Origin of the sequence: Rhizobium etli 8C-3 (assembly GCF_001908375.1) — a bacterium.
GTDB lineage: Bacteria > Pseudomonadota > Alphaproteobacteria > Rhizobiales > Rhizobiaceae > Rhizobium > Rhizobium etli_B.
The window spans coordinates 145,960-172,954 of record NZ_CP017243.1 but is presented as its reverse complement, the minus strand read 5'-3'; the positions used below and the strand labels follow the sequence as shown (position 1 = coordinate 172,954).

At 56.6% G+C, this 26,995-nt stretch carries 22 protein-coding genes and 1 pseudogene; 4 read left to right on the top strand and 19 right to left on the bottom strand.

The annotated features are described in order from the left end of the window. The first annotated feature begins 17 nt into the window (after positions 1 to 17). The gene (locus tag AM571_RS23345; RefSeq protein WP_016737443.1) at positions 18 to 200 is read left to right on the top strand and encodes a hypothetical protein; all 183 of its coding nucleotides are present in this window, start codon (positions 18 to 20) and stop codon (positions 198 to 200) included. A gap of 110 nt (positions 201 to 310) precedes the next feature. On the opposite strand, the gene AM571_RS23340 is transcribed toward AM571_RS23345, so the two are convergent. Then, a complete protein-coding gene (locus tag AM571_RS23340; protein WP_004673402.1) occupies positions 311 to 1,231 on the bottom strand; it encodes an ArdC family protein in 921 nt (306 codons plus the stop codon). 294 nt (positions 1,232 to 1,525) lie between these two features. Here AM571_RS23340 and groEL point away from each other — a divergent pair. Continuing rightward, positions 1,526 to 1,748 (top strand): annotated as a pseudogene (groEL, locus tag AM571_RS37605) (chaperonin GroEL); the annotation flags it as partial. 73 nt (positions 1,749 to 1,821) lie between these two features. On the opposite strand, the gene tnpC reads toward groEL, so the two are convergent. From tnpC to AM571_RS23265, 13 genes are all read right to left on the bottom strand, one after another. After that, positions 1,822 to 3,477 carry an IS66 family transposase gene (gene tnpC / locus AM571_RS23330; protein WP_018247155.1) on the bottom strand — a complete coding sequence of 552 codons (1,656 nt, stop codon included), beginning with the start codon at positions 3,475 to 3,477 and terminating at the stop codon, positions 1,822 to 1,824. Positions 3,478 to 3,522: 45 nt separating this feature from the next. Continuing rightward, positions 3,523 to 3,870: an IS66 family insertion sequence element accessory protein TnpB gene (gene tnpB / locus AM571_RS23325; RefSeq protein ID WP_008536653.1), complete on the bottom strand. Its 348-nt coding sequence runs from the start codon at positions 3,868 to 3,870 to the stop codon at positions 3,523 to 3,525. Continuing rightward, on the bottom strand, positions 3,867 to 4,274 hold the full coding sequence (gene tnpA, locus AM571_RS23320; RefSeq protein ID WP_004675073.1) for an IS66-like element accessory protein TnpA: 408 nt from the start codon (positions 4,272 to 4,274) through the stop codon (positions 3,867 to 3,869). The genes tnpB and tnpA overlap by 4 nt, the downstream gene beginning before the upstream one ends. A 785-nt stretch (positions 4,275 to 5,059) precedes the next feature. Then, positions 5,060 to 7,858 (bottom strand): EAL and GGDEF domain-containing protein, encoded by a 2,799-nt coding sequence (locus AM571_RS23310; protein WP_004671498.1) that lies wholly within the window; start codon positions 7,856 to 7,858, stop codon positions 5,060 to 5,062. A 175-nt stretch (positions 7,859 to 8,033) separates the two neighbouring features. Further along, the gene (locus AM571_RS23305; RefSeq protein WP_008534399.1) at positions 8,034 to 10,295 is read right to left on the bottom strand and encodes a methyl-accepting chemotaxis protein; all 2,262 of its coding nucleotides are present in this window, start codon (positions 10,293 to 10,295) and stop codon (positions 8,034 to 8,036) included. A gap of 292 nt (positions 10,296 to 10,587) precedes the next feature. Further along, positions 10,588 to 11,553 (bottom strand): helix-turn-helix transcriptional regulator, encoded by a 966-nt coding sequence (locus AM571_RS23300; protein ID WP_008534397.1) that lies wholly within the window; start codon positions 11,551 to 11,553, stop codon positions 10,588 to 10,590. Positions 11,554 to 11,849: 296 nt separating this feature from the next. Beyond that, on the bottom strand, positions 11,850 to 13,115 hold the full coding sequence (locus AM571_RS23295; RefSeq protein WP_004671504.1) for an NAD(P)/FAD-dependent oxidoreductase: 1,266 nt from the start codon (positions 13,113 to 13,115) through the stop codon (positions 11,850 to 11,852). A 63-nt stretch (positions 13,116 to 13,178) separates the two neighbouring features. Continuing rightward, positions 13,179 to 13,490: a putative quinol monooxygenase gene (locus tag AM571_RS23290; protein WP_004671505.1), complete on the bottom strand. Its 312-nt coding sequence runs from the start codon at positions 13,488 to 13,490 to the stop codon at positions 13,179 to 13,181. Positions 13,491 to 13,502: 12 nt separating this feature from the next. Then, positions 13,503 to 14,606 carry an NAD(P)-dependent alcohol dehydrogenase gene (locus AM571_RS23285; RefSeq protein ID WP_004671507.1) on the bottom strand — a complete coding sequence of 368 codons (1,104 nt, stop codon included), beginning with the start codon at positions 14,604 to 14,606 and terminating at the stop codon, positions 13,503 to 13,505. Between the two features lie 58 nt (positions 14,607 to 14,664). Further along, positions 14,665 to 15,663: an ABC transporter permease gene (locus tag AM571_RS23280; protein ID WP_026188838.1), complete on the bottom strand. Its 999-nt coding sequence runs from the start codon at positions 15,661 to 15,663 to the stop codon at positions 14,665 to 14,667. A gap of 5 nt (positions 15,664 to 15,668) precedes the next feature. Continuing rightward, the gene (locus AM571_RS23275; RefSeq protein ID WP_004671512.1) at positions 15,669 to 16,610 is read right to left on the bottom strand and encodes an ABC transporter permease; all 942 of its coding nucleotides are present in this window, start codon (positions 16,608 to 16,610) and stop codon (positions 15,669 to 15,671) included. Between the two features lie 12 nt (positions 16,611 to 16,622). Further along, positions 16,623 to 18,152 carry a sugar ABC transporter ATP-binding protein gene (locus tag AM571_RS23270; RefSeq protein ID WP_004671513.1) on the bottom strand — a complete coding sequence of 510 codons (1,530 nt, stop codon included), beginning with the start codon at positions 18,150 to 18,152 and terminating at the stop codon, positions 16,623 to 16,625. Between the two features lie 55 nt (positions 18,153 to 18,207). After that, entirely contained in the window at positions 18,208 to 19,296 is a 1,089-nt protein-coding gene (locus AM571_RS23265; protein WP_004671515.1) for a substrate-binding domain-containing protein, read from the bottom strand. A 255-nt stretch (positions 19,297 to 19,551) separates the two neighbouring features. On the opposite strand from AM571_RS23265, the gene AM571_RS23260 reads away from it, so the two are divergent. Both AM571_RS23260 and AM571_RS23255 read left to right on the top strand, forming a co-directional pair. Further along, on the top strand, positions 19,552 to 20,181 hold the full coding sequence (locus AM571_RS23260) for a 2,3-bisphosphoglycerate-dependent phosphoglycerate mutase (RefSeq protein ID WP_004671516.1): 630 nt from the start codon (positions 19,552 to 19,554) through the stop codon (positions 20,179 to 20,181). A 364-nt stretch (positions 20,182 to 20,545) separates the two neighbouring features. Beyond that, a complete protein-coding gene (locus AM571_RS23255) occupies positions 20,546 to 21,652 on the top strand; it encodes an NAD(P)-dependent alcohol dehydrogenase (RefSeq protein ID WP_004671520.1) in 1,107 nt (368 codons plus the stop codon). 236 nt (positions 21,653 to 21,888) lie between these two features. Here AM571_RS23255 and AM571_RS23250 read toward each other — a convergent pair whose 3' ends face one another. From AM571_RS23250 to AM571_RS23230, 5 genes are all read right to left on the bottom strand, one after another. Beyond that, positions 21,889 to 23,169, bottom strand: coding sequence for a bifunctional 3,4-dihydroxy-2-butanone-4-phosphate synthase/GTP cyclohydrolase II (locus tag AM571_RS23250; protein ID WP_004671523.1), 1,281 nt, complete (start codon positions 23,167 to 23,169; stop codon positions 21,889 to 21,891). A gap of 16 nt (positions 23,170 to 23,185) precedes the next feature. Then, positions 23,186 to 23,704 (bottom strand): NAD(P)H-dependent oxidoreductase, encoded by a 519-nt coding sequence (locus AM571_RS23245; protein WP_004671524.1) that lies wholly within the window; start codon positions 23,702 to 23,704, stop codon positions 23,186 to 23,188. A gap of 360 nt (positions 23,705 to 24,064) precedes the next feature. Then, entirely contained in the window at positions 24,065 to 24,463 is a 399-nt protein-coding gene (locus AM571_RS23240) for a GFA family protein (RefSeq protein ID WP_010029274.1), read from the bottom strand. Positions 24,464 to 24,474: 11 nt separating this feature from the next. Next, positions 24,475 to 25,770 carry an LL-diaminopimelate aminotransferase gene (locus AM571_RS23235; RefSeq protein WP_011053357.1) on the bottom strand — a complete coding sequence of 432 codons (1,296 nt, stop codon included), beginning with the start codon at positions 25,768 to 25,770 and terminating at the stop codon, positions 24,475 to 24,477. Then, a complete protein-coding gene (locus AM571_RS23230) occupies positions 25,770 to 26,939 on the bottom strand; it encodes an ABC transporter substrate-binding protein (protein WP_004671529.1) in 1,170 nt (389 codons plus the stop codon). The genes AM571_RS23235 and AM571_RS23230 overlap by 1 nt, the downstream gene beginning before the upstream one ends. Between the last annotated feature and the right edge of the window lie 56 nt (positions 26,940 to 26,995).

Genomic DNA, 26,995 nt, shown 5'->3' with positions numbered 1-26,995 from the left:
TTCGCCCTCGGCGGACGATGGCTTCCGCCATCGCGATGCTAAGGGAGGATCTGCCGGAGGAGGTTGCAAGCCTGCACAGTCGCGTGATTTTCAGCATCGACGGTCGAGGGGATGCGCTGGTTCTCACCACGGGCCGCATGACGACGCCGTCGGAATACTTCGCGCGTCACTTCAATATGCCGGTGAACACGCCCCACTAGCTGCGCGAGGTCAATGCCTGACGATTTTAGACGCCGGTTCGCGGGATAGGAGCTTGCGGCCGTCGGGTCGCGGCAGTGGGCGGCGTCCGGGTGGCTAAGAAGGAGACGGCTCACGCCGCCTCCTCCTCGTTGAGGTCCGGCTGCAAGTCATGCAGATAGTCGACCGCGCGCTGGGCATGAGCTGCCGCTGAAAAGATGGCACGCTTGTCGCTGCCGAGAACCTTGAGCCAGTCATCGAGATAGCTTGCATGGTCGGGGCGTGGTTCGAGCTCGGGGACGATACCAAGATCGGCGCAGAGAAAGCAGCTGCCGAGTTCGGCAATGAGCTCTTCGCGGGCGCGTTCGCTCCTGTCTTTCGCATAGCGGCTGAGATCCCGATCGAGCCTTCGCGGTGCAGCGGTCCAGTGCGTCATCTCGTGACTGAGAACGGCGACATAGGATGCATCGTCCCGGAAGGCGTCGAAGCACGGCATCTGGATGTAGTCACGGGCAGCAGCATAATAGGCCGCCGATCCTCCATGGCGGATCAGGGCGCCGGTATTGGCAAAGAAGCGGCCGGCAGCACCGATGCGGCTCATCCAATCCTGGTCAGGCGCGATGGAATGGGCAAGGCCATCAAGGCCGGTGATCTGGTCGGTGTTGAACACGGTGTAGGTTTTGAGGAAGGGGATGTCGCGTTCGATTTCGGCGCCTGTCTCCGTCGTCTCGGCGCGGATGAAAGAGCTGGCGAAGACGACGGTCGTGCCGGTTTCGCCCCTGCGGACGGCGCCGCCGAGCTCGATTGCCTGGCGAAACGTCATCCACCTTGGTGATGCAAAGCCGCGGGCGATGGCTTCAGACCAGAGGAGCAGAGCATTGATGCCGGTGTAGGGTTGGCCATTGTGGCGCAGTGGCCGGCTGACCTCGGCTGTCCAGCCTCCCGTCGTCCATGGCTTGGTCCATGGACGGACGCCCTGTTTGAGATCGGCGATGATCTTGGTGGTGATGCGGCTGTAGATATCGGATCGTTGATTGGATTGCTGCCTGTTCATCTCTGAACCTCCGTTCGAGGTCGCGGCCATCGCGACCTGCTACGGCGGTCCAAAAGCCAGGCTGCAAGTGCGGCCAGCACCCGCAGGGCCGCAACGAAGTGAAGGACGGCAAAGCCGTTGCGGGCAGCGCGAGCCTGGCAGGACCAAAAGCCGGGGCAGGACGGGATGCAGCAACACCACGGCGAGACAGGTTTGAAACCCAGGCAGAAATGAAAAATCCAGTCTATTACGCAAGGCGGGAGCGTCCGGGATGAATCGATGGACCCGAAGCGTGGCATCGACCTTGCGCGGCCGTTCCTCGTCGACGCAATGGAGAAGGTTAGCAACGAGAGTGCCATTTCGTCGAGGAAGCCAAGACCGCCGAGACCAAACTCGTAGTCTTCGCGCGCATGCATTCGACCCGTACCTCAGCCCCTACTTCGTCGCCAACCAGGACAAGATGCGGGTAGAGTTCGAGGATCCGTATATCCTCATCCACGAAAAGAAGCTATCGAACCTGCAGTCCTTGCTGCCGGTAAGTTGAGGTCTGATGGAGCATTCCAATCGGCCGACCGCCTTCAGCAAAGTAAGCCTCCGGTGAAGGCCGCAGGTCAGGCCGCTTGAGCGTTGACGGTCGGCGGCGTCCAATTCCACGGAAGCAACTGCTCCAGCCTGGTAATCGACGTATCAGCGATGCTGGCAAGAACGTCGGCCAGCCACACCTGCGGATCGATGTCGTTGAGTTTTGCCGTCATAATCAATGTGGCCATGAAGGCCGCACGATCTGCACCGCGGTCTGATCCGGCGAAGAGCCAGGATTTTCTGCCGAGCGCAAAGCCTCTGAGCGCTCGCTCTGCCGCATTATTCGTCAGGCAAATCCGGCCGTCCTGCAGAAATGATGTGAAGCCATCCCAGCGCTTGAGCATGTAGTCGATCGCCTCCGCCACCGGAGAACTGCGTGAGAGCTTTGCCCGCTCGGTTTGAAGCCAGACCTGCAGATCATCGACGAGTGGCAGACAGTCTCTCCGGCGACGCTCCAGGCGTTGATCGGCCGTAAGCCCGTTGATCTCGCGCTCAATATCGAACAGGCCGTCGATCCGTTTGACGGCTTCGAGCGCCATAGGCGAGATCGGCGCGGCATTCTTTCCACGCTTGGCATTTGCGGCGATGTCGGCGAGCACGAAGAACTTACGCCGCGAGTGTGCCCAACAAAACGCCTGCCTTAGAGGATTTGGATCGCGATCAACCTTGAACAGCGGATTGTAGCCGCCATAGGCGTCCGCCTGCAGAATGCCGTTGAAGGTCTTCAGGTGGCGCTCCGGATGCTCCTGCCGTCGGTCCCGCGAGGCATAGTAAAGGGCCGCCGGCGGAGAGAGCCCTCCGAACGGCCGATCGTCCCGGACATAGGTCCAGATGCGGCCCGTATCGGTCTTTCCCTTGGCCAGGATAGGCACGGTCGTGTCGTCGCCGTGCAGACGTTCGGCAGCAAGGACATGCGCCTCGATCAGGGAGTGAATGGGCTTCAACGCCGCGGCACATGCTCCAACCTGATCGGCCAGCGTCGACAAGCTGAGGTCGACGCCCTCGCGGGCGTAGCGCTCGCTCTGGCGATTGAGCGGCTGGTGCTGGGCGAACTTCTCAAACAGGATCATCGCCAGCAGGTTCGGCCCGGCAAAACCGCGGGGTGTCACATGGAAGGGTGCGGGTGACTGCGTGATCTTCTCACACTCGCGGCAGGTGAACTTCTCCCGCACCGTCTGGATGACCTTCCACTGACGCGGGATGACTTCCAAGGTCTCGGTAATGTCTTCGCCAAGCTTCGACAGTTTAACCGATCCACAACAGGCGCAATTCGTGGGAGCGGCGATTACGACGCGCTCACGCGGCAGGTGTTCGGGAAAGGGCTTGCGTGACGGACGCTTGCGCTCGAAGGCTTTGACGGCTGAAGCTTTGGCTGCGATCTCCGCCGCCAGTTCATCTTCACCGGCGTCCGCTTCCAACTCCTCGAGCTGCAGTTCCATCTGCTCCAGGAGCCGCGCCTTGCGCTCGGACCGGCTGCCGTAGAGTGCACGGCGAACCTTGTCGATCTCCAGCTTCAGCCGCGCGATCAGCGCCTCGGAATGCGATACGAGTGCCTTTGCGCTGGCGGCTTCTGCCTTGGAGGTCGCTGCTTCTGCTTCGGCTGCGACACGTCGAGCGCGTTCCTGGGCCAGCAGTGCAAGCGCACTGGCAAGGTCGTCCGGAAGCTCTTCGGTCGCATTGCTCATGACAGGATGGAATCATATTCGACCCTGTCATTCCAGTGTTTTTGCTTATCCGGCCGACGTCGGCCGCCAGGTCTTTTGCGGCATCCGCCAGTCGATACCTTCCAGCAGATAACCGAGCTGCGCAGGCGTGATCACCACCGTGCCATCGGCCGCTGATGGCCAGATGAAGCGGCCGCGCTCCAGCTTCTTCGTGAACAGGCAAGCGCCCTGGCCGTCATGCCAGATCACCTTGATCAGACCGCCACCGCGGCCGCGGAATACGAACAGGTGTCCACACATCGGGTCGCGCTTCAGCGCCTCCTGCACCATCAACGACAAACCGGGGAAGCCCTTTCGCATATCGGTGTGGCCTGTCGCCAGCCAGACCTTCACGCCACTCGGAACCGGAATCATCGCAGCCCCAGCACGCAATCGAGAATCCGGCCAAGGGCATCCGTATCGATGTCGCTATCCACGCGCACGCGCCGACCCCGTCCAAGCTCGATTGTCACATCGCTACGCTTCCGACGAGGGTGGGATGTGGTGGGCGATTCCGGTTGAACGGGAGAGACTGTCGAAGCGGCCTCGGATACGATCACCGGCACCAAAGTCGCCGTATCAGACCTTGGCTCCTCGATCCGGCAAAGCTCTTTGCGCCAACGGAACAACTGGCTGACATGGATGCCGGCCGCGCGGGCAATCTCGGAGATGACCGCGTCTGGCTCAAAGCATGCAGCGACAAGGCGCTCTTTATCTTCGCGTGACCAGCGCCGACGGCGCTCTACAGACGTGATCACCTCAATTGGATGCTTCGTCATATGACTACTCCTAGTGTTACCACTAGGACTGGCAGTCAGAAGCCCTCTATCGCAAGACGGCCTTCACCGTGGGCTTACTCAGCAAATAGGCAGAACCATTACGAAATCACGGCGCAATCGCTGGCGTTTTTTTCCGCCACCCGTTCAAATGGCCGAAAGTTTCGAGTTGATCGAATTGAAGCTCCCGTGTTCGGGAAGTGGTGGGATCCGGGAACGTTTGGCAAGATTCAACGAACCACTGGCCGCCACGCCCAGAGAGGGTCATAGGGAATACGATGACAAGCGCGGACGCTCAGTCGTTCAGTCAGGTTGCGAGCACGTATCAGCTTGGGATCGGTATGACTCACATAGCGCCTCCAACTGATTTACGGCACTAGCCAAATCGTGAAGTTCCGATTTCAGCGATTGGATGATGTCGAAATGTCCGGAGCCATTCGAATTCGCAGTTGAACTTTTCAAATCCGCAGAACTTCTATTCGGATGGGGAAATGGGATGAGCTTTTGCACGGTTATGCTTTTGACGATATTGACGCAGAATAGTAGATTGTACTGGGCAAGTCTTTGCAATGGCAATCGAAAGCGAAAACACGTCAACGTATGTTTCGTCGCGCAATTCGGTACAGGGCCTGCATATTTCGGAACATCAAAGCACCTGAAGTTTTAAGTAGTTCCTATTGGTCCGCGTTTTATCCAATCGCCCAGAGTAGTTTGGGCTTCCGTTGGATGAGTGCGGTATAAACAGCGCCGCAGGTGGCGTGGATCCTGCGCGCTGTTAGCCGTAGGCTTCACGCGGTTCGGGTCCCAACAGATGCGGGAGGCAAGCGCATGAGTGCCACCCCTTCCTCTGCGGGCATCGGCGTAAGATGGGAATCACCGCGAGAGAACTCGAGCACTGCGTTTGCAGCGAGAAGTTCGGACTTCGGGATGGGCTTGCTATAGTAGAACCCCTGTGCCACAGCGCAGCCGCTTTCAGCCAAGAATTTTTCTTGATCGACCGTCTCCACGCCCTCAGCGACTACATTTTGCCCTAGGCAGCGCGCAATTGAGAGAATTGCCTTGACCAGTTCTCTACTTCGCTTGTCGGATCGATTGATGAATGACCGGTCAATTTTGAGGGTATCAATGGGAAAGTTAGCCAAATAGCTCAGAGATGAGTAGCCGGTGCCGAAATCATCGATCGCTATGGAAATTCCGCTCGCATGCAATTGAGAGAGTGTCGTCGAAACGCCCTCGCAGTTATGGAGCAGGAGACTCTCAGTTATTTCAACCTCGATCCACTCCGCACGACAACCGGTTTCCTGCAATACGTCCGCCACCGTTTGCGACAAACGCGGGCATTGAAACTGCTTAGGAGACAAATTTATCGCAATCTTGTGCGGGGGCAGTCCATCTGCATTCATGACGGCAGCCGTGCAACACGCCTCATGCAGCACCCATCGTCCAAGATCGATGATCAATCCCGTTTCCTCGGCGACACCTATGAATTCTCCCGGAGGGATCATTCCCATCTTCGGATGATGCCATCGTAGCAGTGCTTCTGAACCGATCACCTTTCCGTTGTCCAATAGGACCTTTGGCTGATAATGGAGTTCAAGTTGCTCATGTTTCAAAGCTAGGCGTAGGTCTGATTCTAGCGCTAGGCGCTTTTCAGCCCCAATCGTGAGATCCTTTGAGTAGAAGCGGAAGTTGCTACGCCCCGAGCGCTTCGCCAAATACATCGCAGAATCCGCATATTTCACCAAATCGTCGGGAGCGTCGCCGTCATTTGGAAATACCGATATCCCGATGCTGCAGGATACAAAGATCTCCCTGTCGGAAAGCATGAAGCGTTCGCCGAATGCGGCAAGCATTCTGCTGGCAATTTGAGCCAAATCGTCATTGTCCTGAACATTGGGCAGCAAGACTGCAAATTCATCTCCACCGAGTCTCGCCACGGTGTCGCTGGCACGGACGCCTTTTTTCATGCGTGTCGCCACCTGCCGCAGCAACTCGTCACCGACGGGATGTCCCATAGTGTCATTGATCGCTTTGAAATGGTCCATATCGATCAGCATCACCCCGGCTCGCTGGCCCGCCGAAGCCGCGTCCCCGATCATCTCGCGTAGCCGTTCATTGAAAAGTGTCCGGTTAGGCAGGCCGGTCAGAGAATCGTAGAATGCCATCTGATGGATTTTCTTACGGGACGTGTCCAGTTCGGTGATATCGCGGGCGACGCCGAGGATCCCCATCAGCTTTCCCCCCGTGAATACCGGAACCTTACGAGTCTCCAAAAGCGTTGATCGACCGTCCTCGTGAGCGGTAAACCGTTCCTCATTGATGAGAATACGGCCGGCTTGCATGGCCTCCTCATCCTTGTCACGAAAAAACTGGGCGAGTTCGGGAGTAAACAGGTCATAATCCGTTTTCCCGACGATTTCCGCTTCTGCCTTGCCGACCAATTCTTCGAAGGCATGATTGCACAACAGATATTTGCCTGTTACGTCTTTCAGCCATACCATATCCGGAATGGTCTGCAGGACACTTAGGAGGCGAGCCCGAGCTTCAATAGTCGTGCCCTCGGCGTGCTTTCGTTCGGTAATATCGCGAGATAACACCAGAAAAGTGACGGTTGAGTGATTGCTGCTTGGTCGCCTTGCGACCGACAGTTCAAACCAACGGGATTCGCCGTTTGGTAGGGCTATACGGACACAACGACCGTAGGAGGCGCCGGTTTCATCGGCTTCTTCAAGAGCCAGCATAGCGATGTCGGCCTGATCTGGAGGGAGCACATCGCGGACAAGCTTGCCGAGCAGCACTTCTTTTCGCTGCGCCAGGATCTCCTGATTCCTTGCCCAGACCTGCAGGTAGCGACCGTCGGCATTTACCTCGAACAGAACGTCAGGAATGGCGGCAATAATTCCCTCTGCGAATTCAAGAGCCTCTTTGAGATCATGCTCCGCACGTTTTCGCTCTGTGATGTCCAACATCGCGCCAACCAAGCCGATCCTGTTACCAGCGATATCAGTGATTGCGGTCTTGCTGAGTAAAAGATCAACGACACCACCATTCTCGGTGGTGGCCTTTGCTTCATATTGCTGAACACCGCCATTTGCAAAAAGCGCCTCGTCCAACGCGGCATACGTCTCGGCTATGGGTGCGGGCACCAAATCGAAAACGGTTTTTCCGATAATATCTCCCTTTGAGCGGCCGGAGAAGCTTTCGAAGGCCCTGTTGCAACCAAGGTGTATCCCATCTCTGTTTTTGAAGAAGACGGGTAACGGGATCGCGTCGAGTACGACGGCACTGGACATCTCTTCGGCGTTGAATGGCAAGTCGATGTTTGTCGCAGGATGCCGCGGATTCGCCCGGAAAGCCTTCTCAAACGGTTGCTTCAGACTTGCGACATCTGCGTCGTGACCGTGCGATGGCCGGACAACGGAGGCTTCCGAAAATGGCGGGGCCGTGCCCGTGGCAAGCGGAGGGCTGGCATTGACCGCGTTGCGGAAGGCTCCACGCCCCTGGTCGATTTGAGCATCAGTCGGCATCTGCACTTCCACAGGCTGTTCGGGGCGGGATGTGCGTTCCGATTGACGTACGTGTTTCATGTGCCTGTCCTGCTTTGTCACGTGGCTGAGCAATCATGCGTCAAGCCAGCATTTTGTTAGGACCGCACAAGTCATTTGGCGGAGTACCATGCCGCTACCCCACCGGGATATCGCTCTCATTCAGAATCATCAAAGACGTGTATTTGCATGTGGTCGGCGACGCCGCCCATATCATTTAGAACGCTTGCCAATCATCATTCGAAGGCGCGAGCACCAGGTTACCACGGCGCATCGGATAGTCTCCGCGGTCAACCATTGTCTGACCGGGCGGGAAGCTCTTCCCAAGTTCGCCCGTGACCTTCTGTGGCTTCCCGCTCTCGTCTTTGAAGTGGAAATGTTTCAACAGTGCGGCTAGGCTTTGGCTCTCTTGAGCGAGGTGCGATCCTGCAGTATTCATCTCCGCGACCATGCTCGCATTTTCTTGAGTGGCATGGTCCATATGGTTAACCGCGCCGTTGATCTCGCGCAGGCCCGACGATTGTTCCTGGGAGGCCGTTGCGATTGCGTCCATATGAAGATTTACATCCTGCACAAGCTCTTCAATCGTTCTCAGGCCCGATCCGGTTTCACTCACGAGCCTTACGCCTTCGTCGACGGCAAGAGCTGAATTGCCGATGAGATCCTTGATTTCTTTTGCCGCTGTCGCTGAGCGCTGTGCAAGCTCCCTGACCTCCTGGGCAACAACCGCAAAGCCTTTTCCCGCGTCGCCAGCACGCGCTGCTTCGACGCCGGCGTTCAGCGCCAGGAGGTTCGTTTGGAAGGCGATCGCGTCGATGACGCTGATGATCTGGGAAATCTGCTTGGAGGAGTTTTCAATGCGATTCATGGCGCCGATAGCATCGCGTACAACCCGACCGGACATTTCCGCATGATCTCGCATCTGTTGGACGGCTCCGCGCGCCTCAGCCGTCCTCTTCGTGGTCGATGCAACGTTGACGGTTATCTCCTCCAACGCCGCTGCAGTTTCCTCGAGCGAAGCCGCCTGCTGCTCCGTGCGTCTTGAAAGATTTTCAGATGCGGCCGAGACGCCCGAGCTGCCATTCGTGACCGTTTCGACTGAATGGCCGACGGTAACAAGCACGTCCCGGAGCTGACGAATGGAAGCGTTGAAATCCCTGCGCAAACTTTCAAACTGTGGCGCTAACGGCTCCTCAATTTCATAAATCAAGTCTCCATCCGCCATCCGCTTCAACCCGGTTGCCAATGCCGTCGTCGCTCGGATGAGGCGCTCTTCTGCTTCTTTTTCCGCCCTTACCTGAATATCCAGCTTCTCTTGGTCAGAACGAATGCGCTCAGCTTCCGCGGATGTCTCCAGGTTACTTTTCTGTATGGCCGCGCCGCGGAAAAACTCAAGGCAACGCGCCATGTCCCCGATCTCGTCGCGTCGGATCGTCAAGGGCACCGGCGCCGACGTATCGCCTTCTGCGAGTGCCTTCATTCGGCTTGTCAGAGTCCGAATGGAGCTTGAAATTCTCCGAACGACCGAAATGCACAAAATGAGTACCGTAGACATGATCAGAAGCGTGGCGCCGGAGTAGCCGATAAAGGCATTGCGAAGATCGGCGTAACGCTGAAATGCCATCTCGTCCAACTCGTCGCCGGTGCGCATAATGAGTGCGGTCAACAAAGCAGCCCGCTGTTGGGTGATTTCATTCCATCGATCCAACGTCTCGGGGGGGAAGGAAACGCCCGGCTGGTTTGCATACATCTGATCGCGAACGCCCGCGATGAACTTGCCTGCGGCGCTGGCCTCGAAGTCGTCATAAGATTTGACGAGATCGGCGGGGAGAAATTCCTGCATCGCAGGCACATAAAGCTGCTTTAGATTTTTTGACTGTAAGAGGGACGAAAATAGATCGACGGACATGGCTGAATTTTTGACGTAGGCTCGGCCGGGCCTGATCTCCAGCAAACTAGCTTCCGTGATCTGCATGAGCGCGTGAAAACCGGTAATTTGGCGTGCTAAATCCAAATCATTGACAGTCGCCCCAGTGCGACGGACGAGCTCCAAGCCCGCAAGGGCAGCTGGGCGCAAAGCAACAGCTCCCTCCGCCTCGCTAGCCGTTCCGTCATCGACGCGCCGGCGGAAGCTATCGATATTGTCCCGCCTTTCACGAATGATCTGTACCGCCCGTTCTATGGCCGGATCGTCGAATGCCTTTTTCCAAGAGTCGTAAGCGGAAAAGACCGCTGTAAAAGCCCTGTCCGATGCAGCTTGCTTTGCCCGACGCACGTCGGCGCCTGCAAACGCTTCCGCCGCTATAGCTTGGGCGAGGAATCCGCCTTCCCGCCCAAGTCGCTGCGTTGTTTGTGCGCTGCGGAAGGTAGAGTATTCTCGGTAATATCCCAGTGATGTTGATACTCCGATGATTACGAACGCCGTCAACGGGATAATTGCCAAAATCATTAAAAGTAGAGATAGCGGCAGTCTCGACATATGTTCCTCATAGACGACTATAAATTACACCGGCTTCCATTAGCGACGCGGTCCAGAACATTGCGACATTGACCGCTATGTGTGAGATGACCTCGGCATAATTACTATAAGATTAACCCCTGTAGTGGTCTTGAACTGCGTTGCGCAGATCGGAACATCGTCGCGTTCAGGGGATCATCTGCAAGACAGATCTTGGGCCGAGGCAGTCGGCTTTTCTGGAGAGTGCTGTTGCTGCAAGCCTTGAGGACGGTCGAGCGTGCCGGCTGATCGTAGCTCGGTCGGCGCAATCTGCTTATGATATACGCAATGTTTCCGAGGGAAGTACCCCATAGCGCTTGCGATAGTCCGCAGAAAATCTGCCTCTATGCACGAAGCCCCATTTCAGAGCGACCTGCGTGACCGAGAGGCCAGGTTCGCCTGTCATCAGTTCCTGATGCACTAATTCCAACCGTAGGTGCTGCAGGAATGCCAGAGGGGTCGTATTCCGAAAGTTGCGAAAACCGCTTTGAAGAGTGCGTCGGCTTACGCCACAAGCCGTTGCGATTTCCTCAAGAGATAGCGGCCGAGTAATATTGGCACGCATATAGTCGACCGCCCGCTTAACGGCCTTGGGTAAGGGTGATTCAGCAACGCGGCATAACTCAGATGAGTAGCGATGCTGCGCAGCTTCGATCAAAAGCTCCATCGTCGTTTCAGTGAGGTGATGAAGTGCTATCGGTGATTGAAGGAGGGTTCCGTCTCGTAATCCAGCATACAGCACTGGTACCAGTTGAACCAAAAGGGAGCCGAACCCGACCGATAGGTCGATTTCTGGCGAAAAATCGAGGCTGCCTCTTATTGGCGTATTGAGCCGACATCCCAAACGGCGCGTCAGCTCATCATGGGCGATCCTAAGCCCCAAATGTTTCCTGGGCCCAATGAATTGGGTCGTACTCGCCGACATACTGTTCACGAAAACGCCCCGCGTTCCCTCTGACGGGATTTGTCTGCCGTCAACGGTAACGACCGATCGCCCATGTAGTGGAAGCATGATGATGTTTGCCTCCGCCGGTCCCCGGTGCTGGACGGTTAGGTCGCCCTCGTAGTGCGCGGCAATAACTGCAATCGGACCATTGGTAATCGCATGTACATCGTAGGCGATCGTCTTATCGCCATGTACATGCGCTTCAGATTGCGGGGAAAGCCTCGAAAGCGCTGCCGCGAGTTCCTCGCTGCAGGTACCTTTGAGCGAGAAATGGTCAATCTTAGAGGGGGACACTCTCAACTCTCCACATCATCACTTCCTTCCCGAAACGGTATTCAAGCATGAGGCCCGCCTATCGCTAACGACAGGCGGACAGGGCAATTGACTTGTCGCGGCCAGTCCTCGCCGTGAATTCGACGCAGTCGAAGTCGCCTAAGTTGATAGTGCGAAGATCAATCATTGTTATATATGGAACTCCGACAGAATTGTTACCTGCTGCCAACCATCGCTTCGCAACCGATTCCCAAATGTCTGGCCTTTGATGGTCTCCATTCACGGCCCAGCAGACTCGGGCGTGCTCGCGCTAGCGACTAAACCTCATCCTTTAAGGTTTCTTTTTGCGTGATCAAACGTGCGGAGTGATGGCCGGAAACAAAGATCCATAGCCAGCTTAGTCCCACTGCCAATCTGCTCCTCGTACCTATCAGGAAGTAGATATGGGCAAGCCCCCAAATCCACCATGCAATTCCGCCCTTGAGCCGGATCTTCCCAAAGTCGATAACAGCCGAATTCGGCCCGATGGTAGCCAGGTTTCCCAGATGCCTATATCTGAACGCACTTGGAGTGGGTGTACCCAGACGTCGTGCTTCAATTACCGAAGCGACATATTTGCCTTGCTGTTTGGCGGCGGGAGCCACTCCGGGGACGGGTGTTCCATCAGCGGCCTTCACGGAGGCAGTATCTCCAATAATAAAAATCTCGGGCTTACCGCCAACAGTCAGATCTGGCTGCACGACCGCCCTACCCGCCCTGTCCTTTTCAGCACCGACCCAGGCGGCGGCGTTCGACGCTTGCACCCCCGCAGCCCAGATGACGGTCCGGCTTGAAACGAACTCATCTCCGATCGCGATGCCGTTCTCGTTGCATGCCGTCACGGGAATGCCTGTTCTCACTTCGACGCCCATCTTGATTAGCGACTGCTCGGCATATCTCGAAAGTGCTTCCGGGAACACGGGTAGGACACGTGGACCTGCCTCGATGAGAAGGATGCGCGCCGATCTGGTGTCGATGCTACGGAACTCCTCAACAAGGGTTCGTTGGGCCAGTTGCGCTATAATCCCAGCCATCTCCACGCCTGTCGGGCCTGCTCCGATTATGCTGAACGTGAGCATTGCCTTCCGCCGTTCGGGATCAGCCTCCAATTCGGCCTTCTCAAACGCGAGAAGAAGCCGCCGCCGGATGGTCGTCGCGTCTTCGAGTGCCTTTAGCCCGGGCGCAAACGGCTCCCACTCGTCCCGGCCAAAATAGGCGTGCCTTGCACCTGTCGCGAGAACGAGCGTGTCATAGGGAATAGCATTCCCATCCTTGAGCGATACTACGCGTGCCTCGGTATCAACGCCAACAACCTCGCCCAGCAGCGTCGATACATCCTTTCGTCCTCTGAACAATGCTCTGATGGGCCAGGCTATCTCCGAGGTTGCCAATACAGTCGTGGCAACTTGGTAGAGGAGCGGTTGAAAGAGGTGATGGTTGCGCCTGTCGACGATCGTTATGGAAGTGTCGGGACACTTGAGGTCCTTCGCTAACTGGAGTCCGGCAAAGCCACCGCCGACTACGACAACTCGATGCGTATCCATTTCGTCTCCCTCAAACCTGCGCGCTCGGGGCGCGCGCCTCGTAGAAATGGCCATTGCGCCCGATCAGTCGCTGATACGGGTATTTACATTAATCGACGGTGGACTCACCAACAGTGGAAGAAGAGGCTCCAGCACCCGCTTGACATTAGGATGTTCGCCATGGCCAACGACAGCCGCCTCATTCTGCCAGCCGTCTAAGATGATGAAAGTGTTCGGATCGTCCGACCGCTGGTAGAGGTCGTAGTAGAGACAACCAGACTCTTCGCGGGCGGGTCCAATGAATTCCTGAAGGAGTTCTTTTACGCGATTTCGATTTTGGGACGTGGTTTTGAATTCAACGACAAGGTGCTGTTCCTCTGACTTCTTCGATGTCATTTGCGCTGGCTCCTAATTGAAAACGACGACCGGCTTGATCACTCGCCCGGCTTCGGCGTCCGCGATCGCTTCGTTGATCTTCTCGAAGGGATACTTGGTGATCAATTTTTGGAAGGGGAAAAGCCCAGCCTGATTAAGATCCATCATCTGCGGAATGAACAGCTGTGGAATCTGATCACCAAGGATCGCACCCTGGATCTTGCGATTGAACACCATTAGATCGAGGGGGATGGGAATGTCGTTCCCGAGCGCGTCGAGGCCGAGCAAGACAACGTGCCCGCCGGCACGGGTGCACTTGATCGAGTTCAGAATAACCGGAATGATGCCAACTGCGTCGATCGCGAAGTCGGCACCGCCGCCCGTCAGCGCATGGATCTGGTTGACTACGTCGGGATCTTTGCCGTTGATCGCATGTGTGGCACCAAGCCCCATGGCCATGTCTAGCCTCTGCTGATTCAGATCTATGATGATAATCTTGCTGCACCGACGAACTTTGGCGGCCATCACGGCGGCCATGCCGACAGCACCTGCGCCGAAAACGGCTATCGTCGACCCTATTTCCGGCTTCATCGCGTTTATCACTGTTCCTGCACCCGTTGCCATGCCGCACCCGAGTGGCGCAGCGTCGGTAAGGTCGAGGTCTGTTTTCGGCAAAAGCGCTGCATTGTTTTCAGTCGCAAGGATATGCGTCGCAAAGGACGACTGGCCCACGAAATTGCTGCCAATGCCAACTTCATCGCAGAGCAATGCCTTCTTACCATTCGGACGAAGCCCCGTAAGATTGTACTGGGTATAGTTTTGGCAGTTCATTGGGTGAGAACGGCGGCAGTCGGCGCAGAATCCGCATGAGCTCTGGCTCAGTGCGACGTGATCACCCACTTTGAGGCTCTGAACTTCTGGTCCGACCGCCTCGACGACGCCGACGCCTTCGTGCCCCGGGATCACCGGTGCCGGCGGGCCAAAAATACCGTCGCGAAGCAGCAAGTCCGTGTGGCAGATCCCGCTCGCAACCGTGCGAACCAGGATCTCGTTGCCTTCGGGGTCAGCCAGTTCGAGTTCACGGAATTCCAGCGGGCTCTTTGGCTTCACGGCGACAGCCGCAGTGATTTTCACCATTATATTCTCCTGCGTTCTCCCGCAATTGCTACGGGAATGACTTGATCGGCCCGACGGACTAGACGCGACCCGCGCGCGCACCGTAGATGATTGCGGCAAATGCAATGATCACGCCCTGGACGATAAGCTTGCCCGGCTCCTGGATGCCGAAGACGGTCAGCATCGCGAACAGGAAGCTGAAGGCAACGACGGCAACGAACGGCCCGGCGACGCCGCCCCGGTCGACGCCGAACGTCACACCGCCGAGGATCGTGGCGGCGAGAGCATTCATGAAGGTGTCGAAGCCTGGCTTGATGGTGCCGACCGCCAACGCGGATACCTGGACCAGGGCCGCGATGCCTGTCAGGGCGCCCGCGAGCGTGTGCGAGACAAAAATCGTACGTGCCAACGGAATTCCTGTAGTTTCCGCCGCCCTCGGATTGTCGCCGACGGCCCTGAAGTAACGCCCGACGATGAGAAAGCGAAATGCGATAGAAATCAGGGCGGCGATGACGATCCACAGGACCACGGAATAGGAAAGGCCGTGGATATTGCCGCTCGTAAGTATTCGAAGCCAGCTTGGCGTTGAACCGGGCGCGCGGCCGGCGCTCATGTATTGGACGATCCCAATCAGAATGGCCGAAACACTTAGTGTGGAGATAACGGCAGAAGCGCGCACGTATGCTACGAGTATTCCGTTTACACCCCCCACAGCTAGCCCAATCACAACAGGCATGAGGACGGTCATTAGCGGTGGATAGTTGTTGAGCTGGCCCGAGCTGGCCAGATAAATCGCGAACGCGAAAATACCGCTGACAGAGAGATCGATGGATCGCACCCGCATGACAAGCGACTGGGCGAGCACCGCGATCCCGAGCGGCGCTGACTGCTTGAGGATTACAAACCAGTAGTTGGGATTTATGAGCGTGGCGCTCACTGCTGGAGCAACCGCAACCAGGATTGCGAGCACATAGTATGCGGGCGGTAGCCCGAGTATCCACGAAATGGCGCTCTTACCCCTCAATGAGCGAGATGGTGCTTCAGTTTTCGAGTCTGATGTGGTCATCGAGAAGTCCATTTCTTTCAAAGTCCGATTGTTTTGCGTCGCTGCGAAACGACGAGTACGAGAAGCAACACACCCTTGACGACCGACTGAAGAAATGCAGAGACGTTGGCCAGATTCATCACATTATTCACTGTCCCGAGGATCGCCGCGCCAACGACGGTTCCCACAATGCTTCCGATGCCCCCGGCGAGGTGGACCCCACCCAATGCTGCAGCCGTTACAGACTCAATCCCGAATGAAGCGCCGCCCTTAGGATCACCCGATGCAAGGCGACCTGCAAGAAACATCCCCGCAGCGCATGCGAATAGAGCAGAAAGAACATACGCTTTGATGATGGTGCGCTCGACGGGAACACCGTTCATCCGTGCGTTGAAGTCATTGCCGCCGGAAGCGAAGAGGTAGAGGCCGAAGGGACGACGATAGAGAATCCAGGATGCGAAGAGCGATGCCGTGATCAACCAAAACAATGAGTTAGGTACGGGGCCGATGGATCCGGCTACCGAGCCGGAAAGCCACTCCGGCACGCGCCCGCCTGGGATTGGCAAAATGATCAACGCGATACCTTGGCCGATGCCCATTGTTGTCAGCGTCATGATGATTGGATGTACATTGAGGCGCGCGACACCGTAACCGTTCGCTACTCCGAACCCCATCGCCACCGCGATGCAGATAAGCACGCGGGTTATCTCAGGAAGATCAAGCGTCATGATCGTCGTCGTTAGACTGATGACGGACCCAACCGACACGTCGAGGCCGCCAGTGAGAATGACGAACGTCTGACCGAGAGCCGAGATGACGAGCACCGTCGATTGCGCCAGGAGATTAGACAAATTCTCCGGATCCATGAAGTCCGGCAATAATATTACCGAGGCGACAACCATCACCAGGAGCGTTCCAATGGAAAGCCCGATCGCTCCCGCGCGATAAGGGAGCTTCAGGCGACTGGCAAATGAATTCATAAGTTATCCTCCTCAATGCACCGCAGCACGGGGATCCGGTGACGCACTCGCCCCCAGCGCAGTCTCGAGGATTCTTTCCTCGGTCGCCCCCTCTGCGGACATCTGCCCGACGATCTTCCTGTCATGAACGACCAAAATGCTGTCGCAGAGCCCTATAAGCTCAGCGTGCTCGCGCGACGAAACCACGACCGCACCGCCACGATCACTGAAGTCCCGCAGCAATCTGTAAATCTCTGCCTTTGCACCGACGTCGACGCCGCGCGTGGGCTCCTCAATAACGAGGATGTCCACTCCGGAGAGCAACCAGCGGCCCAGCAGCACCTTCTGCTGATTCCCGCCCGAGAGTTTACCTACGGGCGCATTGGGATCGGCGGCCGCAACTCGTAACGACTTGATCACCTCGCGGACCCTCGACACCGATCGCCACGCAACGCTTGCCATATTCCGATTGAGCTGTTTTCCCAGCGCGATGTTGTCGTAGATAGGCAGGCGCAGGAACAGCCCTTCCTGCTTCCTGTCCTCAGGGATAAAACCGATTCCTGATGCGACCGCGCGAGCGAACCCTGACCCTACATTCACCACGTGCATGCTGTTGTCGGGGCCGGCACGCCACACGGCGATGGCCTTTGGCGATTCAACGCCCACAATGGCACGCATTATCTCTCGCTGGCCCTGTCCTTCGAGCCCTGCCAGCCCGATGATTTCACCTTTTCTGACAACGAAAGTGACTGTCGAGCTGCTGTCGTCGAGGCGCAAGTCCGAAACCTCCAGCATTGCCGCTCCGGTGGCCTGCGAGCGCGGCGGAAAGAAGTTCTGAAGTTCGCGACCAACCATTGTCGCTACCAGCGTTTGCAAGTTGAAGTCCTGCGCTCTTGCAGTCCTTACCCAAGCGCCATCTTTCATGACGGTGATGGTGTCGCATAGTTCGAAGACTTCATTCATGCGATGAGAGATGTAGACGACAGCCTTATGTTGAGCCTTAAGGTCGCGGATAACCTTGAAAAGATGCGCGACATCGGTCGAGTTCAACGCCGCCGTTGGCTCGTCGAAGATGAATACGTCCGCGTTCGACGTAAGTCCCTTCGCGATCTCTACTGCCTGCTGCTGCGCGACAGTCAGTGTCTCGACGATCGCGGTTGCGTCGAGCTGTGGAAATACGTCAGCCAGCAAAGCGCGAGCGCGTTTCACTACCTCGACGCTATCGATCGAACCGTCAATGCGACGAGGTTCGTGGCCCAGGAACATGTTCTCAGCAACGGTGAGATTGGGGATCAGGGTAAACTCCTGAAACACCGTCGACACTCCCGCCAACCGTGCCTCCTTAGGGGAACGGAAATTGACTTCCTCCCCGCGGAGCCGAACACTTCCTGCGCCCGGCTGATATACCCCCGCCAGAATACGCATCAGGGTGGACTTCCCCGCGCCGTTTTCCCCCATCAGAGCGTGCACGGAGCCACGTTCCAGGGAAAAGCGAACGTCCGAAAGGACTTTCGTGAAACCAAACGATTTGTTGATGCCGACCATCTCGACAAGCGTGCTCATGGGAATTTCCATCTTCGACAGGGATACGGGCACGAGTGATCGTGCCCGTAGTTCATCAAGCCTTGAAATAATCAAGGAGCTTTTCGTTCGGCATTTCGGTCGGCGCCCAGTACGCATCAGTGAGATCTGCGCGATAGAACTGGGAGAGCGTCTCGTCGGTGATCGGCTTGGGGCGGTTCGTCCAGTTACGCTGAATCGGCTTCCCATCCAGCAAGGCGAAGGCGGCCCGTAGCGCGGCAGTAGACAGAGCGGGTGGGCAAATCGGACCGATCGAGGAAAGTTTTTCGTCATTCCAACGACGCATCCAGCCGTTAAGTGCTTCGCCCGTGATTGGCGGGATCGTTGAGGCGCCAGCCTCCTGCAAGGCATCCAAAACGCCAAGAGACATGTTGGCTCCATCGGTCCAGATGCCCGCGACATCTGGGTCGGAGAGATACAAGCTTTCGGCGATCTTCTTTGAGTCCTCATAAGACCAGCTTCCGTGCTGGGTCGACGTGATCTGAAGTCCAGACTTGCTGAAGACTTCCATGGCGCCTGCATAACGATCTGCATCGATGGGATGCCCGGCGACGCCACGCAGAACCCATACCTTGCCCTTGTTGCCAAGCTTGTCGACGAGGAACTGAGCCATCACGCGCCCGAAATAGAAGTCGTCGCCCTGGACCTGAACCGTAAACTCCTCGGTGTCGACGCGTCCGAGATAGACTACGGTTGGAATGCCAGCAGCCTTTGCCTTCTTGATGCCCTCGACGGCGGAACCGGTGGTTAGCGGTGCGATGATGATCGCATCGACCTTCTGGGCGATCAGATCCTCGATATCGGCAACTTGTTTGGAGGCATTGAGATCAGCGCTCCGGAACTGGTAATCAGCGATCCGATCCTTGTTCTTTTTTATTTCATATTCGGCTTCAAACGCCGTCTGGTAGGTATGCGTTGAACCAGCGAGGCCGTAGTGGCTGTGTCCGATCTTCCACGGGCCTGACTTCTTGAACTTACCCGCGTCGACAATTGGGTTGGCGCCTTCGGAGGGCCAAGTGTCAGGTAGGAGACTGATCGCGTCGTCGGCGCGAAGAATCCCCGGCATTCCGAACGTGCCGGCTACAGCAATTGCCCCGCTCGCTTGTAGAAATGTACGTCTCTTCATGAAAATTCCTCCTCCGGCCGCTCTGGGCGGCATTGTCTGTTAAGGCGAGAGCCTTGCCTTCCCAAGCCGTGCCGGACTCTCCTCAATACGGCGGAGTGCATTGGTATGAGCTATCAGACAATCTGTCAATAAATATAAACTTCGACGTTTGTTTTTTCGACATCGTTTTGTTTTCACTTGCACATAGTCGCACTTGACGGATTGTCCGATAGTGCGACAATATTCGTGTTCGCTAAATCGATGGGAGGGTTATGAATGTCCACTCTGGTGATTGTCCGGCATGGCCAAAGCGAAGGGAACGCGCGCGGGGAGTTCACGGGTACGAGCGACGTGCCGCTCACACAGGAGGGCTGGTCTGAGAGCAGGCGAGCCGGCTCACTGCTCGCGAACCTCGGCATCTCGTTCGATATTGCGTTTAGCTCTGCCCTCTTGCGCACAGTCGACACTTGCAGAGCGATTTTGAACGAAACCAACGGCGATCTGCTGGAGCCAATCAGGAGAACCGAGTTGAACGAACGCGACTACGGACAGCTCACCGGCATCAACAAGAACGTGGCACGTGAGCGGTGGGGCCAGGATGTTGTCCAGGTTTGGCGCCGCTCGTACAGCACTCCACCACCTGGGGGAGAAAGCATACGGGACATAAGCGCGAGGGTTCTGCCCTTTTTGATAAGCGAAGCGTTCCCCCCCTTGTTGAGAGGGAAATCGGTTCTTGTGGTGGCCCACGGGAATACGATCAGGTCACTAAAGCAGGGCATCGAACGCCTCACGATCCAGGATACGCTCGCTATTGAGTCACCGACCGCCGCGCCAACTGTATACCGGATTGCGTCGGACCTCTCGATCATCGAGAAGACTAACGTCCTGGTTGGTACTGTCTGTTAAGCCTGGCTGGCAGTAGCATCGTTTGTAGTCGGTTGAACTTGGCAATACCGGTGTCTCGAAGCTGTCGATAGCCTTCAGAACCGGCTCGACGTCGGCAAGCGACGCCATCCGGCTCGCCTCACACGTTGCTACTAAATTTTCGTCTGCCGATCTTTCAGCCCAAAGCGGGACAAGACGCATGCTCCCTTTCGAACATGCATCGGAACCCTTTGATCACTTCAAATCAGCGTTCACTCGTGACTTTGCAAAAATGCAGCCCTGCTCCGGTTGAACTGATCTAATTTAATAGAGTAATTATTGACTGATTGTCTGACGATGAGTACGTTCGCGCGAATTGCGTTGTGAGCCTTGGAGGAACAGTTACATGAAGCAGGCATATGCGGCGGTCTCGCGCGAAAAGGCGAAGCCCTTGATCTTGGAGTGCATAGGGATTGAGGAACCTCGTGCAGACGAGATTTTGGTCCGCATCGTCGCATCGGGGGTATGTCATACCGACCTGGTGGTCAGGGACCAGGGATATGACGTACCTCAACCTGTTGTGTTGGGACACGAAGGCTCTGGCGTCGTCGAGGCCGTCGGGAGCGCAGTTAAAGATCTTGTGCCCGGTGATCACGTTGCTTTGAGCTACGCCTATTGCGGCAAGTGCGAAAAGTGCCTTTCCGGTACACCTTTCTACTGCGAGGACTTCTTCGGTCGCAATTTCCGCGGCACTCGTCCGGATGGCACCTGCCCGATCCATGATTCTCACGGGAAACAGATTAGTGGCTGCTTCTTCGAGCAGTCGTCATTTGCAACCTACGCCATCGCCAGCGAACGAAACGCCGTGAAGGTTGCAAAGGATGTTCCACTCGAGTTGATCGGACCGCTCGGGTGCGGGCTTCAGACCGGTGCTGGCGCGGTACTGAATTGCCTCAAGCCGAAGCCCGGCTCGTCAATAGCAGTGTTCGGTGCTGGTGCGGTTGGCATGGCGGCTACGATGGCCGCGAAAATCGCCGGATGCGCGACCATCATCGTGATCGACTTGAACGATGAACGGCTGGAACTTTCGCGCGAACTCGGGGCGACGCACACGATAAATGCCCGCAAATTGGACAGCGTTGCCGCGATCAGGAAGATCGTCCCCGCAGGCGTTGATTTCAGCTTGGAATGCACGAGTTCGCCGCGAGTTTTCCGTCAGGCAGTCGACTGCCTTGGTACGCCGGGAACATGCGGTCTCGTTGGCTCGTCCGCTCTCGGCACTGAAGGCACGATCGATATCGGGAACTTCCTTTTCGGCCGCACATTGATCGGCGTTGTCGAAGGACAAAGCGTTCCGTCCGAGTTCGTCCCGCAGTTGATCGAGTATTGGCAGCAGGGACTTTTCCCGTTCGACAAACTGGTTCAGTTCTATGACCTCGACCAGATCAACGAGGCGATGGCTGATTCCGAGAGCGGCAAAGTCATTAAGCCGATCCTTCGCATGAAGCATTAGTTTTGCGAGACTTTTCGAAAGACAAGACGGACCGCGATTAAATGCGATCCGTCGGAACAGCCGTGCTCAAGACGAGATATGGTCGAACGCTGCTTTCGATGCAATCGCGGGCCACATCACTCCGATAGGCCTGCACGAATGATGTGCTGGCAGGGCCCACGCAAAAGCTCTAGGACTCTGCCGGTCAAAGGCGGCCCCCTACAATCACCGGCAGGTAAGTGGCGAGGGCGGCTCCGTTAACCCAGGGGTCCAGAGAACACCTGCGCGCCAAACACTGAAAAGACGTTGCTCCGGCCGACGTGTTCAGCTGACGTGTCCTGGTCCAACAGGTGGCCAAACCGATCGCGCTTTGTCTTAAAATAAGTGATGTTGGACGCGCTAGATGCGGCGATCAGACTCTGGCGAGACGACACGATGACGCCTGACGTTCGCAGCGCCTCTATTTTTGTAGGATTGTTGGTCAGAAGCCGAACGCTGCCGATACCGAGGTCGCGGATGATATCCGCCGCTGCGTTATATTCGCGGGAATCAGATGCGAAGCCGAGTTCCCGATTTGCCTCAAGAGTATCACGACCATGATCCTGCAGGCTGTAAGCCGCAATTTTGTTTCCTAAGCCAATGCCACGCCCCTCTTGCCCACGCATGTAGATCACGCAACCAGCGCCCGCTAACTGGACCGCCCGAAGAGCCATTTCGAGCTGTTGACCGCAGTCGCATCGCATGGACCGGAACGCCTCACCTGTCAGACATTCAGAATGCACCCGTACCAGAACGTCTTCCTTCTCGCACAACTCGCCAAGTGTCAAAGCTAAGTGTTCCGTTCCCGTCAAACTATCGCGATAAGCAATTGCCTTGAAATCCCCAAACCGCGTTGGCATAAAGGACTGCGCGTAACGCTTTACCCTCGTATCACGACTCCTGCAGTACTCAATCAAAGCGTCGATCGTTACTATGTGCAGGCCATGTTCGATTGCGAACTTCTCGAGATCTGGCAGTCGAGACATGGTTCCGTCGTCATTGGCGATCTCGCAGATTACGCCAGCCGGCGCCAGGCCGGCAAGTCGTGCAAGATCCACGGCAGCTTCGGTGTGGCCAGGACGGCCCAGGACACCGAGACGATTTGCACGCAAAGGAAAAATGTGACCCGGTCGCGATAGGTCTTCCGGCCGCGTCTGCGGATCGATGAGCGACTTGACGGTTGCTGCTCGATCTTCGGCTGAAATCCCTGTCGTTGTGCCGTGTTTGCAATCGACGGAAACGGTAAATGCCGTCTGCAGTGAGTCCGAATTACGTGTGACCATCAGGGGGATCTCGAGTTTGTCGAGACGTTCGGCTGGAAGTGGCACGCAGATAAGGCCTCTCGCATATTTCATCATGAAAGCGATGTGCTCAGCTGTTATTTTTTCGGCAGCAACGACTAGGTCGCCTTCATTCTCCCGGTTTTCGTCGTCGACCACGATAACCATCTCGCCCGCTTCGATCGCCTCGATCGCCTCATCTATGCTCGAAAAAGACATGGAATCCTCCTCCTTATTATGGGCTGACGGCGCGACGCGCGGCATCGAGCTCTCTGTCGACAAGCGCGCGCAGGTTCTCAGAAAGAGCATCGTTCTGAAAATCTTCATCGAGAGCGAAAATGAAACGGCTATGTATTTGCGCTTCGAAAAAGTCGAATAAGGCTTCCATCGAGGCTTCGACGAGCGGCTTGTGACTCGATGCTTTACCGGTTGCAAAAGGGATCACATAGCGGCCCTTAAGCGCTTTCATGTCGACAAGGTCGAATAAATGCTTCAGCAACCCAGTGTAAGATGCTTTGTAGACCGGACTACCAACAACTAGCACGTCACTAGCCAAAATATCGTTGAGTGCCGCTTTAACAATCTCAGCGGCGCTGGAGGGCAACACTGTTGCCCCAAGGTGCGGATGAAGGTCGACAAGGTCCCAGCAGCTTGCTTCGTTGCCGGACGCGCGCACCCGATCCACCATGAAGTCTGCTACGGCCCGGGTTTTCGAGGGGCGCGATAAATTCCCCGTTATTACAACAACTTTCATGTCACAGGACTCCCAACATTCTCGCATAAGACAATCTTACAATTTTCACTCACACCGCAATGGAGGTCGTTGAGGACCCGTGGGGGCAAAAATAGTCCTGCGGTGTCCTGAGCCCTCACAACCCGTAATTTCCCAACCTCGAAGGCTGGATTGCTTCGCAGAAGTCTTCTGTCTCGTACGACTTTATTCTCTCAATGGGTGGGCTCGCCGTGCAAGCGCACCTACTGTCTGCAATCCCTGCCGCTTTTACCGACCCAGCACGTTTGCGTTAGAACCTCCTGGACACGGAATGAGGCGTTGCCGCTTGATATACGGTCGCCGTGGCTCCACCTCAGTTACGACAGGTAGTATCCCGGTCACTTACGGGAACTCTGGTGAGCTTGCCTTCGATGGATCATGGGCGAGCCAAGGTTCCGCATGCGATACCCATACGTTTGACATCGGCACACTTCCAGGATCGGTATCGAACGTGCCGGCTCTAACGACTTTGAGCTCCGGGCTGGCCGGCCGCTCCGCATAAACGTGCGAGCCACATACCGAACAAAACCACCGCAGCTTTCCAGGCGTCGATTCGAAGCTATGAAGCGTATCTTGGCCTGTAAGGATCTTGAAGTGCTCGCTTTTCACCTTCGCAGCGGTATTGTGATCAGCGGCGTGTGACTTCCGGCATGTTTGACAGAAGCAATTCCACATGGGTCCATCAATTTCCTGAACCTGGTACGTTACCGCTTTGCATTGGCATGATCCGAAGATTGGCATCGGGTATCCTTTCACTGATTCATTACGTTGATTTCAAATTTCTCGTCGCCGCTAAGCCAGCGTTTGATGTTGCGCGCAGCCTGGCGGATGCGGTGTTCGTTCTCGACGAGCGCCAGACGGACGTAGTCGTCGCCCATTTCGCCGAAGCCGATACCCGGTGCAACGGCGACGTCGGCCTTCTCGACCAGCAGCTTGGAAAACTCCAGCGAACCGAGATGACGGAACTTTTCCGGGATCTTTGCCCAGGCGAACATGGTGGCAGCCGGCGGCGGCACGTCGAAGCCGGCCTTCCCGAAGCTTTCGACCATGACGTCGCGGCGACGCTTGTAGACGTTGCGAACCTCCGCAATGTCGGAACCGTCGCCGTTCAGCGCATGGGTCGCGGCCACCTGGATCGGCGTGAAGGCGCCGTAGTCGAGATAGGACTTGACGCGGGTGAGCGCCGCGATCAGCCGCTCGTTGCCGACGGCAAAGCCCATGCGCCAGCCGGGCATGGAAAAGGTCTTCGACATCGAGGTGAATTCGACGGTCACATCCATTGCACCCGGCACTTCGAGAACCGATGGCGGCGGAGCGCCGTCGAAGTAGATCTCGGAATAGGCAAGGTCGGAAAGCACGATGATGTCATGCTTCTTGGCGAAGGCGACGACGTCCTTATAGAAATCGAGCGTCGCGACGAGGGCCGTCGGGTTCGACGGATAGTTGAGGATCAGCGCCAACGGCTTCGGGATCGAATGCCGGACCGCCCGCTCCAGCGGCGGGAAAAAGCTCTCATCCGGCTCAACCGACATCGAGCGGATCACGCCGCCCGCCATCAGGAAACCGAAGGCGTGGATCGGATAGGTCGGGTTCGGGCAGAGGATCACGTCGCCGGGCGCGGTGATCGCCTGCGCCATGTTGGCGAAGCCTTCCTTGGAGCCCAAGGTGGCGACCACCTGGGTATCCGGGTTGAGCTTGACACCGAAACGGCGGGCATAATAGGCGGCCTGGGCACGGCGCAGCCCCGGAATGCCCTTGGAGGAGGAATAGCGGTGGGTGCGCGGATCCTGCACGACCTCGCACAGCTTGTCGACGATCGACTGAGGAGTGGGAAGGTCGGGGTTTCCCATGCCGAGATCAATGATATCGGCGCCGCCCGCTCGCGCGCTTGCTTTCAAACGGTTGACCTGTTCGAAAACATAAGGCGGCAAACGTTGAATTCTGTGAAAGTCCAGCACACTATTTCCAATCAAATCGCAGATACCTCCCGCGCCGATTATAGAAACCGACGCGGGAGGCTGGGAGGTCTCCTTCCGGAGAACATTCATTACTTCTTCGGCCGCCAAGCTAACGGATCTTCAGGACGTTCGAAGTAGTTTGCAGCGACGTCTGCAGGCCACCAGCCGTTGTTCTTCGGCTCGATCCAATCCGTGGAATTGGGATCGCAATCTTCCTTCAGCACTTCCTTCACGTCATCAATGGTGTAAGGAAGCGCAGGACGAAGAATCGACTGGATCTTTGGTCCCTGGCCTTCGAGCGTTCGCATCATGACGTCCCACACAAGGCGGGCATCAGACCGCGGCGGCCAGAAATGGAAGCTCTTGCTTATGAAATCAGGGTTCTTACGCCAGTAGCAGGCTGCCGAAGCCTCACCCCCGAGCACGATAGGCATCATGTCGCGGCCGGATTGCTGTACTGCGTTCACGACACCGTTTTCTGAAGCGGACTGAACGAGAATGCCATTAACCTCAGCAAGATTGGTGGCAAGAAACTTCTGAACCTCAACCTGGGCGACCTGGTCGGTCCATTTGCCAGCTATCGTGCCTACAATTTTGATACCGGGGAATTTATCGAACGCGTTCTTCGCGCCGATGTCGAAGCTGTCCGATGATGCGAAACCGGGGATGCCCGATACCATCAGGACGTTGCCTTTTTCACCGATTTCCTTGGCAAGCCATTCAGCAGCCTTGTAGCCACCGTCGGTGTTATTCTCTGTGGCATTGATTGCGTAGGGTGATGTGACATAGCCCGAGACTGAGAAGACTGGCACGCCTTTCGAATGAGCATACTCTATGGTCTTGTTAAGTGCGGTAATGTTCGAGCAGCAAATGACGATCGCATCAACACCGTCGTCAACCATCTGCCGCATCTGCTGGATTTGGACAGCGTCTTTGAGGTCAGACTGCGTGACGATTAGATCGGAGACTAGGCCTGCTTCCTTATATCTCGGAAGCAATACGTTGGTGAATTCGTCCAGGATGTTCGCGCGCCAGGTATTACCGGCATATGTGGATGCATAACCAATTTTCCACGGCGGTGGACGTTTTGGAACAAAATCTTTGTACACCGTCCCCCCGAGCGGAATGGCGGGATCGATATTCTCGTAAAGCGCCTTTTGGTCCGGCGGCAACGAATCGAGGCCGTCAGCCTTCGCCACGCCGTTCATGTGATAAAGGCTCGACAGCGTAAAAAGCGCTGCAACGATTTTCTTCAGCATTCAGGGCCTCCTCCCCTTGTGGTTCCGCTCAACCGCCGGCCCCTTTGGCCGCCAGC

What these genes read in the sequence shown, in the direction of transcription:
- AM571_RS23290 (WP_004671505.1), bottom strand. Translation starts at nt 13,490, where the DNA reads ATGACATCGAAGAAGTCAGAGGAACAGCACCTTGTCGTTGAATTCAAA.
- AM571_RS23310 (WP_004671498.1), bottom strand. Translation starts at nt 7,858, where the DNA reads ATGAAACACGTACGTCAATCGGAACGCACATCCCGCCCCGAACAGCCT.
- AM571_RS23260 (WP_004671516.1), top strand. Translation starts at nt 19,552, where the DNA reads ATGTCCACTCTGGTGATTGTCCGGCATGGCCAAAGCGAAGGGAACGCG.
- AM571_RS23265 (WP_004671515.1), bottom strand. Translation starts at nt 19,296, where the DNA reads ATGAAGAGACGTACATTTCTACAAGCGAGCGGGGCAATTGCTGTAGCC.
- AM571_RS23295 (WP_004671504.1), bottom strand. Translation starts at nt 13,115, where the DNA reads ATGGATACGCATCGAGTTGTCGTAGTCGGCGGTGGCTTTGCCGGACTC.
- tnpB (WP_008536653.1), bottom strand. Translation starts at nt 3,870, where the DNA reads ATGATTCCGGTTCCGAGTGGCGTGAAGGTCTGGCTGGCGACAGGCCAC.
- AM571_RS23270 (WP_004671513.1), bottom strand. Translation starts at nt 18,152, where the DNA reads ATGAGCACGCTTGTCGAGATGGTCGGCATCAACAAATCGTTTGGTTTC.
- AM571_RS23240 (WP_010029274.1), bottom strand. Translation starts at nt 24,463, where the DNA reads ATGCCAATCTTCGGATCATGCCAATGCAAAGCGGTAACGTACCAGGTT.
- AM571_RS23235 (WP_011053357.1), bottom strand. Translation starts at nt 25,770, where the DNA reads ATGAATGTTCTCCGGAAGGAGACCTCCCAGCCTCCCGCGTCGGTTTCT.
- AM571_RS23285 (WP_004671507.1), bottom strand. Translation starts at nt 14,606, where the DNA reads ATGGTGAAAATCACTGCGGCTGTCGCCGTGAAGCCAAAGAGCCCGCTG.
- tnpC (WP_018247155.1), bottom strand. Translation starts at nt 3,477, where the DNA reads ATGAGCAATGCGACCGAAGAGCTTCCGGACGACCTTGCCAGTGCGCTT.
- AM571_RS23340 (WP_004673402.1), bottom strand. Translation starts at nt 1,231, where the DNA reads ATGAACAGGCAGCAATCCAATCAACGATCCGATATCTACAGCCGCATC.
- AM571_RS23275 (WP_004671512.1), bottom strand. Translation starts at nt 16,610, where the DNA reads ATGAATTCATTTGCCAGTCGCCTGAAGCTCCCTTATCGCGCGGGAGCG.
- AM571_RS23230 (WP_004671529.1), bottom strand. Translation starts at nt 26,939, where the DNA reads ATGCTGAAGAAAATCGTTGCAGCGCTTTTTACGCTGTCGAGCCTTTAT.
- AM571_RS23280 (WP_026188838.1), bottom strand. Translation starts at nt 15,663, where the DNA reads ATGGACTTCTCGATGACCACATCAGACTCGAAAACTGAAGCACCATCT.
- AM571_RS23245 (WP_004671524.1), bottom strand. Translation starts at nt 23,704, where the DNA reads ATGAAAGTTGTTGTAATAACGGGGAATTTATCGCGCCCCTCGAAAACC.
- tnpA (WP_004675073.1), bottom strand. Translation starts at nt 4,274, where the DNA reads ATGACGAAGCATCCAATTGAGGTGATCACGTCTGTAGAGCGCCGTCGG.
- AM571_RS23250 (WP_004671523.1), bottom strand. Translation starts at nt 23,169, where the DNA reads ATGTCTTTTTCGAGCATAGATGAGGCGATCGAGGCGATCGAAGCGGGC.
- AM571_RS23305 (WP_008534399.1), bottom strand. Translation starts at nt 10,295, where the DNA reads ATGTCGAGACTGCCGCTATCTCTACTTTTAATGATTTTGGCAATTATC.
- AM571_RS23255 (WP_004671520.1), top strand. Translation starts at nt 20,546, where the DNA reads ATGAAGCAGGCATATGCGGCGGTCTCGCGCGAAAAGGCGAAGCCCTTG.
- AM571_RS23345 (WP_016737443.1), top strand. Translation starts at nt 18, where the DNA reads ATGGCTTCCGCCATCGCGATGCTAAGGGAGGATCTGCCGGAGGAGGTT.